6 protein-coding genes are annotated in these 7,229 nt (G+C 42.9%); 4 read left to right on the plus strand and 2 right to left on the minus strand.

The window, feature by feature from the left end; translation table 11 throughout:
* Together HWQ39_RS00680 and HWQ39_RS00685 are read left to right on the plus strand one after the other, a co-directional pair.
* Positions 1–221 (plus strand): hypothetical protein (locus tag HWQ39_RS00680; RefSeq protein WP_292840148.1); only part of this gene is annotated, 221 nt, incomplete at its 5' end.
* Positions 222–241: 20 nt separating this feature from the next.
* On the plus strand, positions 242–439 hold the full coding sequence (locus HWQ39_RS00685; RefSeq protein WP_292840151.1) for a hypothetical protein: 198 nt from the start codon (positions 242–244) through the stop codon (positions 437–439).
* Between the two features lie 364 nt (positions 440–803).
* Here HWQ39_RS00685 and HWQ39_RS00690 read toward each other — a convergent pair whose 3' ends face one another.
* Positions 804–1,793, minus strand: a complete 990-nt coding sequence (locus HWQ39_RS00690; protein WP_292840153.1) for an adenosine kinase — start codon at positions 1,791–1,793, stop codon at positions 804–806.
* Positions 1,794–1,963: 170 nt separating this feature from the next.
* On the opposite strand from HWQ39_RS00690, the gene HWQ39_RS00695 reads away from it, so the two are divergent.
* A complete protein-coding gene (locus HWQ39_RS00695; RefSeq protein WP_292840156.1) occupies positions 1,964–2,227 on the plus strand; it encodes a hypothetical protein in 264 nt (87 codons plus the stop codon).
* A gap of 216 nt (positions 2,228–2,443) precedes the next feature.
* Here HWQ39_RS00695 and HWQ39_RS00700 read toward each other — a convergent pair whose 3' ends face one another.
* On the minus strand, positions 2,444–5,686 hold the full coding sequence (locus HWQ39_RS00700) for a TIGR03032 family protein (protein ID WP_292840159.1): 3,243 nt from the start codon (positions 5,684–5,686) through the stop codon (positions 2,444–2,446).
* Between the two features lie 259 nt (positions 5,687–5,945).
* Here HWQ39_RS00700 and HWQ39_RS00705 point away from each other — a divergent pair.
* Positions 5,946–7,229 (plus strand): FG-GAP-like repeat-containing protein (locus HWQ39_RS00705; RefSeq protein ID WP_292840162.1); only part of this gene is annotated, 1,284 nt, incomplete at its 3' end.

The raw sequence follows: 7,229 nt of genomic DNA on the forward strand, positions 1-7,229 counted from the left end.
TATTACACGGTAAATCTACCGTTTTTATGTTAAGTAATATTTCGCCAACAGTATCCCTAAGTTTGACGATCACTGCTTGGTGTCAATACCTCACTAGTCAGGATAAACAGGGGCAACCTATTCCCATTGATGACCCATTAGCAGACATCCTCACTCAACGCGCCAGCTTACAGCGCTTCCCGCTATTATGCAATACAATTTTCTCCTTGTCCCTCTCTTAGCATAGCTTTCAGCTTTGAGAATGTACCTCATAGCTGCCGTAAGTGCTGTAAGTGAATTAGATCCCAAACCATTGCTGAGTATATCTGAAATTTTTGGAGATTTAGTAGAGTCGCCACGTTTCGTCAAAGCTGTTGCTGACCAGTTGCGTAGTTTGCATGAGTTTGGCGTTAAAGAAACACTTGTCCGATTCTTGCAAGCACACGTACAAATCAAATAATTCTTGTTCTACAGAATCGGCAAACCAGAACCACATAAGAAAAAAGAAAACTTCTGCTGGGTGGCTAAATAAAATTTAGCATTTAGCGTAGGAAGTGTTGATGTGTGGACGAGTAGTGATCGCTTATAAACGAACACTATGTCAATATTTCATCGCCTATAACTCGTCCAAGAGGTTTTTTATAATTGAAGGTGAAAGTCTTACCATTTTTAATCGCTTGTCGCATCTCTTCGCACATTGGATATTCATCTACACCACTCAACCTTACCCAAGCTTTAGATCCGGTGAGTGCAACAAATAGCTGGTTGCTAAGGCTTATACTGCTGGCATAAAATTTGACCCCTCAAAACTTTTCAAACACCCTCTAAGCAGTAACTAATGCCCTTAATTCCTCAGTTTTTAATCTTGGCCCATAGGATGTAACAATCTTAGAAGCTGCGGCTGATGCTAATTTTCCGGCTTCTTCATAGTTCAGACCTTGGGTAATTCCATAGAGGAAAGCTCCTGCATACATATCTCCTGCTCCCACTGTATCTACAGCTTTTACTTGAGGTGCAGCGATTTCGATTAATTTATCACCATCAAATATTACTGAACCCTTGGCACCGCGAGTAATGACAAATTTCTTAGTTAAGGTTTTTAGTTTGTCTACAGCTACTTGAAAATCTTCTGTATCTGCTAGTTCTAATGCTTCACTTTCATTAGCAAAAATCAAGTCTAAACCAGATCCAATGATGTCTAATAAACCATCTTTAAAAAATTTCACCATGTTGTAATCAGATAAGGACATACTGGTTTTGACTCCCGCTTTTTCAGCTATTTCTCTAGCCTTTATAGCTGCTTCTTTTGCTGTAGGAGAAGCCACTAAATATCCTTCAATATATATATATTCTGAATCAGCGATCGCTGATGAGACTAATTCTTGTGTAGAAAATTCTCCAGTAATTCCCAAAAATGTATTCATGGTGCGATCTGCATCGGGGGTTACTAGCACCAAACATTTACCTGTAATTCCTGATTGGCGATCGCCATTTTTTAAGTTGGTATCTACCTGAGAGTTGAGTAAATCTTCTATGTAAAAGTCTCCAAATTCATCATTAGCTACTTTACAGGAATAAAAAGTTTTTCCTCCTAGTTGACTAATTGCCACTATTGTGTTTGCTGCTGAACCTCCACTACTCTTATGGCAATGAAGATTTTTGAGATTTTCCAAAATATGATTTTGACTATCTTCATCTAGGAGTGTCATTACACCTTTATCAATCTTTAACTGTTGTAGTAACTCTGAAGATACTTCGTATTCTATATCTACTAAGGCATTACCTACACCATAAACATCATATTTCTTGCCCATTGTTTATCTCCGAGAATAATTTATGTCTGACTTGAATAGAACTGATAATAACAGATAGGCAACAGATAACAGTTACTTGGTCATAAATTCGTGGACTCACATTTTTTCAGGGTCTTTTCCCGGACTTTGCCGCCTCTATTGGTGAAAATAAATTTTATTCAAGTTCGGCAATGTCTAGCGACAATCCGTTTCACGTCTACGCTAATCAAACTCACGGGCAGGTAGAACAGGGTTATTCTGCTTTATTGATGGTTGAAAATTCAGTTTCAGGTGGAGAAGTCAAAGCAGTTGATGAGGGTAGAAGTTCCACCGCACCTGTGCTAAATCCTGATAAATGGTCGCATGAGCCGATTGTAGCGCGGTCAAATCTGCGAACGGAGTGTATGCAGAAACTCACACGTTACTGCAAATTCGGGGCAGAATCCGGGGTTTGACTTTTTGCAGGAGTGTTGGAATGATGATCCGGCGTTGGTGATAGTAATCAAAAAACTGCTGGCTAAGTTTCCACAGTGGGGTATCGCTTGTGTGGATGGGGTGCTGATTAATTGGAATGAGTAGGATGTGAAAACTTGTGGTGTCCAGATTCCCGACTTCATAAAAGCTGTTGAAATTGGGAATTTTTAAGAGTGTGTATAAGTATCTATTATTAGTTATTTAGTATTACTCACCTCTATTGCTTTTGGTGGATTCCCAGCAGCATAAATCTCCCACATAGCAAAGTAGGCAAGTTCAAGATTACGGGTAAAGCGTGGTGTATCAAACAGAGGATAAGTGGTACGATTTTGTGCTAATCTCTGTTTTAGTTCCTGCAATGCTGTAGGGGAATGACCTAAATGTATTGCCAATTTCTCATATTGCTCTAAGTTATTAGTAACTAAGTCTGGTAAACCAACTGCTGTCAATAAACTAGCAGCAACACGAGAAGCAAAGGTTTTTCCTATACAAGTGAGGACTGGTAAACCTGCCCATAAAGCATCATTAGCAGTAGTATGAGCATTATAATAAAGGGTATCTAGAAATAAGTCTGCTAATTGATGTCTTGCTAAATGTTCTGCTTTGGTGTGACAATATTGGGCAAAAATTAAGCGATCGCTATTAATTCCTCGCGCTTGGGCTTCTCTTCTAAGATTATCCTCAGCAGTAGGGAATTTGACAGTTAACCACAACACACTACCCGGAACTGCGGCGAGAATTCTCATCCAAACATCGAAAATCTGCGGTTCAATTTTATAGTTATTATTGAAGCAGCAAAAGACAAAACCCGACTCTGGTAAACCATACTGAGAACGAGTCACAGGAGTGGAAGCGATCGCTTGTTGATAATCGTTGACTTGATAACTGTGGGGTAAAGTGAGTAACTTCTCGCTAAAACCATCAGCAAATTCTGGCGGTGTGACTACTGGATCGCTAATAATATAATCGATAAATTCAGCACCCATCGTTCCAGAATAACCCAAATAACTAACCTGAATGGGAGCAGGCCGCAAAGCCAGAATCGCACTGCGAGAACCAGTGGTATAACCTTTGAGATCGATTAAGATATGAATGCCATCATCAAAGATCTGGCGGGCGCTTTCTTCTATAGATAAAGTAGTAATATCTTGGAAATGTTCGCAGTTAGCAGCGATGTGTTGGCGGTATTCGCTGTTATCGTCTGCACTGAAAGAGTAAGCAAATATCTCAAAATTAGCTTGATCGTGCAATTTAAATAAGCTTTTCATTAAATGACTAACAGCATGGTTGCGGAAATCATTGGATAAATAGCCAATGCATAGCCGCCCAGTCAAGGAACGGGAATGAGTAAAATTGAGAGATCGTTGTACCTGTACCCATTGTTTCTGGGTATGTTCTCCATGAGTCCGAGCTATTTTTAGCAAAAAAGTCTTGTCCCAAGGCTTGTATAAGGTATCAAAAGGGCTGATTGTTGTGCGTTTTTCTTTCTCAACCTCAGAGAGAGTTTGTTCCCAGATGCGGGTTAAATCAGACTGACGACTACGCCAATCGCAAGTCATTTCTTTGAGGTAAAACAAGTAATTGAATGCTTCAGCCGAGTCTGGTTGCAGTTGTAAAGCCTTTTCAAATACTACCCTGGCTTCATCTACTTGACCTTGAGTCGCGATCGCCAGAGATAACAATGCTGACCCTAAACGGTTATATGCTTTAATATAGTCTGGGTTGTGGCGAATAGCAGAACGATAACAAGCGATCGCCCCTTCTAAATTCTCCTGCGCCTCTAAGACAATGCCCAGATTCAGATAAGCTTCTGGATAAGCGGGATTTTTCTGTAAAGTCTCTTGAAACTTAGCTGCTGCTGCTGATAGTTTACCTTGCATTTGCCAAGCTAGACCAAGATTGTTGTGAGCAAAAGCATAGTTTGGGTTGCTGAGAATTGCAGACTCAAAACAAGCGATCGCTTTTTCTAAATTGTTCCGGGCTGCTTCCACGATCCCTAAACTATTATGTGCTTTTTCATATTTCGGGTTGATTGTCAATGCCTGTTGATAAGCCAGAACAGCTTGGTTAGTTTGTCCTTGATTGTCCATAATTACCCCCAACTGATACCAAGCGAGAGCATATTGAGGATATTGGCGAATTATTTGTTCGTATAAAGCGATCGCTTCTGTAAATCGTAGTTGTGTTTGTAAAGCTAATGCTTGTTCATAAATCGGTTCTACGGCTGAGAATTCCGGCGCTGGGGTTGGCCATAACCAATCAGAATTAGGCCAGTCTTGATTCTGAGGCGCGATCGCACATATCGTATTGTTCCGATTTGCGTTGTCAGTCAATTCTTGTGTAGGCGCTGATTTGTCAGTTTGCAAATTTCCTTCTATGAGAGGAGAACGTGGATCGAGGGTAATCAACTGCTGAATCTCCTGAGTCTGGAATCCTAATACTTGTGGGCAACGGATTTCTGGTAACACCTGCACATCATAAAGTTCCGTCATTCCTCCTTCTAGACGTAGCCAGTGGGCAACTTGACCAGTTTTCAAGTCAATAACCATCAACCCACATCGGGGTTCAGTATTTTTATTGACTAAATTCTCATCCAGTTTTAAACCAGAAAAAGTTTTGTCGCGGGGCTTAGATAAGCCGACAATGGCATAATCGCCAGTAAAAGCCAAACCACGCAAAAAACCCGGACAAAAAGTAACAGGCTGAAATACTCCATCAGAATCGATATAGCCAAATTCACCCGTGCCAGCATTCAGCAACCACAACTTACCCTGATAAAATCGTGGGGCGTGGGGCATAGATAAACCCCTAGCAATCACCCGATCGGATTGAATATCAATAATACAACCACCGCTTTGTCGTTTGTCCCGCCAACCATCCACCACATCAGATTCACCACAGAGGGTAACATAGCGGGGTTTACCGTCCACCATCGCCAAACCATTGAGATGACAGCGATCCTCATTTACCAAACTAGAAATAAATTTAGGTTTCCATAAAGGAATGCAACTATGGCGATCGCTCACCGTCGCCAAACAATTTAATATAGTACTGATAAAAATAATGCGTTCGTTATCAGCTTCCACCGCCAAATCATGAATATCTAAATCCCCAGTAGTATAAGCAATCCGGGGAATATATAGCTTGTCATAACCATCATAAAGTTGTCCTGGAGTCAGCACATTGTCTAACTGCCAAAGCTGGGATCTAGAACTGAGATAAATTCGTTCTGGAGTAGCATATAACCCCATTGCGCGGTCAAAAACACGCTCAAATCCCGACAATTGTCCGTGGGCGTTCACGCCTAACAGCATGAGACGCGAACTTTGATAGGTAGAGAAAGCCAGACTAATTTGCTGGGATTGCAGCCAGTCGATGAAATGACGCGAGGCGAGTATTTCTACAGGGAGAGCAGTTTTAGCAGTGGATTGGACAATCATTGGCAAAAATATAACTTTTGACACTAGCGATAAACATTGCTAGAGTGTTTGACGTTTAGTTATTAACTATACATACATAAAAAATCAAGTCAATAGCTAGGTAATATTCATAGAACATTTCTCGCCCCCGCTCTTTGCCGCAATTCTACTGAGGAGATGCAAGATATCCGGCTTCTTAGAGAAGCCGGGGATCTAACCACCAAGTGATTTGATGTCAGGTCAAATTATTAATATTTAAATAGGGAAATACTTAAATATAATGACAACTGCAAGTACCACAAAGCACACCCTAGTCATTATCGACTCAGCAATTGGCGATCGTCAAATACTTGCCCAAGGCATCATACCCACAGCCAAAGTAATTACCCTCAACAAACACCAAGACGGCATTGCCCAAATCAGCGCCCTCTCAAAAAACTATCCCGCAGCCAGTATCCAGATAATTGCCCACGGTAGCCCCGGCAATTTGCAACTAGGTAATAGCCAATTAAGTTTAGACAACCTCCACACCTATCGTCAGCAACTACAACAGTGGCTTGCCGCAGAAATCCTCATCTATGGCTGTGAAGTCGCCAGAGGAGAAATTGGAAAAACCTTCATAGAACAGCTACATCAACTTACTGGGGCAAACATTGCCGCCTCAGCCCAGAAAATCGGCAACGCCCAACATGGTGGAACCTGGGAACTAGAGGTGAAGATCGGGCAAATCGGCTCCACACTAGCTTTGCAACCAGAAATTAGGGAAGCCTACCCTGGAGTATTTGCCACCTTTGGCACCGCCACCAACTTTACCGTTAACGGTAACTTCAGTAGTTCCTTTTCAGTAACAGTAGGAGACTTCAACGGCGACGGCTTGCTCGACTTGGCTGCCGCTAATTACGGCGACAGCAAGGTTGCTGTGCTGCTAGGAAACGGCACAGGGGGCTTTGGCACCGCCACCAACTTCTCTGTCGGCGGTCGTCCCTATTCAGTAACAGTTGGAGACTTCGACGGTGACGGCAACCTCGACTTGGCTACCGCTAACAGAAACAGCAACAACGTCTCAGTGCTGCTAGGGCTAGGTACAGGGGGCTTTGGCACCGCCACCAACTTCTCCGCTGACGCTAGTCCCAGATCAGTAACAGTTGGAGACTTCAACGGCGACGGCAACCTCGACTTGGCTGCCGCTAACTTCAGCAGTAACACTGTCTCAGTGCTGCTAGGAAACGGCACAGGGGGCTTTAGCACCGCCACCAACTTCTCCGTCGGCGCTAATCCCTTTTCAGTAACAGTTGGAGACTTCAACAGCGACGGCAACCTCGACTTAGCTGCCGCTAACTTCAGCAGTAACACTGTCTCAGTGCTGCTAGGAAACGGCACAGGGGGCTTTAGCACCGCCACCAACTTCTCCGTCGGCAATAGTCCCAGATCTGTCACAGTTGGAGACTTCAACGGCGACGGCAAACTCGACTTGGCTACTGCTAACTTCAGCAGTAACACTGTCTCAGTGCTGCTAGGAAACGGCACAGGGGGCTTTAGCACCGCCACCAACTTCTCCGTCGGC

Origin of the sequence: Nostoc sp. NMS8, assembly GCF_017115045.1 — a bacterium.
Classification (GTDB): domain Bacteria; phylum Cyanobacteriota; class Cyanobacteriia; order Cyanobacteriales; family Nostocaceae; genus Nostoc.

Bases quoted from the DNA above. Each gene is read 5' to 3' on its own strand.
- HWQ39_RS00695 (WP_292840156.1), top strand. From the start codon at position 1,964: ATGTCTAGCGACAATCCGTTTCACGTCTACGCTAATCAAACTCACGGG.
- HWQ39_RS00690 (WP_292840153.1), bottom strand. From the start codon at position 1,793: ATGGGCAAGAAATATGATGTTTATGGTGTAGGTAATGCCTTAGTAGAT.
- HWQ39_RS00700 (WP_292840159.1), bottom strand. From the start codon at position 5,686: ATGATTGTCCAATCCACTGCTAAAACTGCTCTCCCTGTAGAAATACTC.
- HWQ39_RS00685 (WP_292840151.1), top strand. From the start codon at position 242: ATGTACCTCATAGCTGCCGTAAGTGCTGTAAGTGAATTAGATCCCAAA.